Origin of the sequence: Intestinibacter sp. (assembly GCF_051866655.1) — a bacterium.
GTDB lineage: Bacteria > Bacillota > Clostridia > Peptostreptococcales > Peptostreptococcaceae > Intestinibacter.
In genome coordinates this window covers 1-3,277 of sequence record NZ_JBJDXL010000363.1, presented here as the reverse complement: position 1 = coordinate 3,277, position 3,277 = coordinate 1, and the positions used below count along the sequence as shown (strand labels likewise).

Genomic DNA, 3,277 nt, shown 5'->3' with positions numbered 1-3,277 from the left:
GCTTGTAATAAACGGAGTTGAGACAAACGCCAACTTCCAATATTCAATAATGAATAACCCAACATATATAAATGGTGAAGCCACAACAGGATTTATAAAGGATTTATTATCTTAAAAGGGGGAATTATAAATGGATTTAGTAAACGCATCACCAAGTGAAGTTAGAAAGCTTATAAGAGAAGGAAAAATAGTAAAACCAACATCTGGTATGTGTGCAGGATACGCACAAGCTAACTTAGTTGTACTTCCAAAGGACTTAGCCTACGATTTCTTACTATTCACTCAAAGAAATCCAAAGCCATGTCCAATACTAGAAGTAAGTGATGTAGGAAGCAGAACACTAAAGAAAATAGCAAAGGACTGCGATATAGCTAAGGATATCCCAAAATACAGAATTTACAAAAAAGGCGAGCTTGTAGGAGAATACACAGACGTATCAGAATTCTGGCAAGACGATTTTGTAAGCTTCTTGATAGGATGTAGCTTCTCATTCGAATCAGAAATGATAGAAGCAGGCATAGAAATCAGACATATAACAGAAGACTGCAACGTCCCAATGTATATGACAAATATAGAATGTGAAAGCGCTGGAATCTTCAACGGTAAAATGGTCGTAAGTATGAGACCAATCAAGCCTGACCAAGTAGTAAAGGCAGTTACAGTAACAGAAACTATGCCTAAGGTCCACGGAACACCAATACACATAGGCGACCCTTCAGTAATAGGCATCAAGGACATAAATAAACCAGAATTCGGTGACGCCGTAACAATTAACGAAGGCGAAGTTCCAGTATTCTGGCCATGTGGAGTAACACCACAATCTGTAATAATGAACGTTAAGCCTGACATAGTTATAACTCATTCACCAGGTCACATGCTTATTACAGACGTTAAAAACGTAGAATTAAAATACTAAGAGGTGAAAATATGCTTAAGGTAGATTTAAACTGTGATTTAGGGGAAAGCTTTGGCAGATATAAGCTGGGCTTGGACGAAGAAATAATTCCACTTATTTCCTCAGCAAACGTAGCATGTGGATTTCACGCATCAGATCCAGTAGTCATGCAAAAAACTATAAAAATGGCTAAAAAAAGCGACATTCAAGTAGGAGCTCATCCAGGATTTTTAGACCTCATGGGATTTGGTAGAAGAAATATGGACATATCTACTGAAGAAGCAAAGGCCTACGTAAAATACCAGCTAGGAGCCCTATATGCATTTTGCAAAGGTGAAAACATGGAAATTCAACACGTAAAACCACATGGAGCACTTTACAACATGGCAGGCAAAAATTACGATCTAGCCAAGGCTATATGTGAAGCTATATACGAATTTGACAAAAACATAATACTTCTAGGTCTTTCAGGAAGCCAACTTATAAAAGCAGGCGAGGATACTGGACTTAGAGTAGCTAGAGAAGTATTTGCAGATAGAGCATACGAGGACGACGGCTCACTAAGAGCTAGAAGCAAGGAAGGTGCCGTCATAACAGATGAAAATATCGCCATAGACAGAGTAGTTAAAATGGTCAAAGAAAACAAAGTAACATCTTACTCTGGCAAGGAAATAGAAATATACGCAGATTCAATATGCGTCCACGGGGATGGAGTTAAGGCATTAGAATTTGTCAGAAAAATCAGAGAGAGATTGATATCAGAGGGTATCGAAATACTACCTCTTAAAGAGATAGTTTAAGATAAAAATTAGAAAGAGTTTTGAAAGGGAGAATTTATTATGAGTAAGCTTATGGAAAAACTTAAAAACATAGGTCCAGGGGCTCTTATAGCAGCTGGATTTATCGGGCCTGGGACTGTAACAACATGTACACTTTCAGGTGCAAACAGTGGTTACACATTATTATGGGCAATGCTATTCTCAACAATAGCTACAATAATTTTCCAAGAAATGGCCGCTAGACTAGGTATAATCACACAAAAAGGTCTAGGAGAAAACATCAGAGAAAAAATCAAAAATCCTGTTTTAAAAACTATCGCAGTAATCATAGTATTAATAGCAATATTTGTAGGTAACATAGCTTATGAAACAGGTAACTTAGTAGGTGGATCAATGGGATTATCTACAATAGTTCCATCTGTACCAACACAAATTTGGGGACCAGCACTAGGTCTAATAGCATTCATTTTATTATGGTCTGGAAGCTACAAAAAAATCGAAAAATTCTTAATGGCATTAGTTATTGTAATGAGTATTACATTCTTCACAACTGCCATAGTTTCTAAACCAGATGTAGGCGCTATAATTAAAGGCTTATTCGTGCCAAGCGTAGGTGCAAACGACTTTTTAACAGTAGTCGGACTTATAGGAACAACAGTAGTTCCATACAACCTATTCCTACACGCATCATCAGTATCTGAACGCTGGAAAAACCCTGAAGATATAAAAAGCGCAAGACTAGACACAATACTATCTATAGGTCTAGGTGGTCTTATATCAATGTCTATCATAATATCTGCATCTGCAAGCTTCTACGGCACAGGTACAACTATAGCAAGTGGTGCTGATATGGCAGCGCAATTACAACCACTTCTAGGTGAATGGGCAAAATGGTTATTCGGTATAGGACTATTCGCAGCTGGATTCACTTCAGCAATAACAGCTCCACTATCAGCAGCATTTGCTACAACAGGAGCTCTAGGCTTTGAAAAAGACATGAAATCAGCTAAATTCAGAGTTGTATGGATGATAGTTTTAGCAGTTGGTATAATACTAAGCGCACTTGGAATGTCTTCACCAACACAATTAATACTAGTAGCACAAGCAGCAAATGCAGTAATACTACCAATAATCGCCGCATTCTTAATATTCGTACTAAACCACGACGATTTAGGAAAATACAAAAACAAATTATGGAACAATATACTTGGAATACTTATACTATGCGTAACATTAGTTCTAGCTTATAGATCTTTATTATCATTTGTTACTACATTAAAAGGAATTTTAGGAATGTAATTTATTTATATATTAAAAAAAGGGCTGTAGCTGAGATATTTATTCTCGCTACAGTCCTTTTTTGTTGTTTGAAAAGAATCTATCTAGACAAAAACAACCTAGGAAGCTGCTCAACATCAGAAAGCGCACAATATACAGAAAAAGACTCAGGCGGAAATGATCGTAAAATAATTAAATTTTTAAAGATATCCATAAGATATAAAACGATGGATGTCTTTTTTTATTTACAAGGAATTTATAACAATTTGAAATTGTGGATAAGCTGTGTATAATAGTAATATGAACAACTGTAGAAGATATGAAA

The 3,277-nt window shown here is 36.3% G+C and carries 3 protein-coding genes; all 3 read left to right on the top strand.

The window, feature by feature from the left end; all coding sequences use genetic code 11:
- Positions 1-130: 130 nt before the first annotated feature.
- The 3 genes from ACI3VO_RS10805 to ACI3VO_RS10795 are packed head-to-tail and all read left to right on the top strand — an operon-like array spanning position 131 to position 2,973.
- Positions 131-916 carry a putative hydro-lyase gene (locus tag ACI3VO_RS10805; RefSeq protein ID WP_439757925.1) on the top strand — a complete coding sequence of 262 codons (786 nt, stop codon included), beginning with the start codon at positions 131-133 and terminating at the stop codon, positions 914-916.
- An 11-nt stretch (positions 917-927) separates the two neighbouring features.
- Positions 928-1,695 carry a LamB/YcsF family protein gene (locus ACI3VO_RS10800; RefSeq protein ID WP_439757924.1) on the top strand — a complete coding sequence of 256 codons (768 nt, stop codon included), beginning with the start codon at positions 928-930 and terminating at the stop codon, positions 1,693-1,695.
- A gap of 39 nt (positions 1,696-1,734) precedes the next feature.
- The gene (locus tag ACI3VO_RS10795; protein WP_439757923.1) at positions 1,735-2,973 is read left to right on the top strand and encodes an Nramp family divalent metal transporter; all 1,239 of its coding nucleotides are present in this window, start codon (positions 1,735-1,737) and stop codon (positions 2,971-2,973) included.
- Positions 2,974-3,277 lie beyond the last annotated feature (304 nt).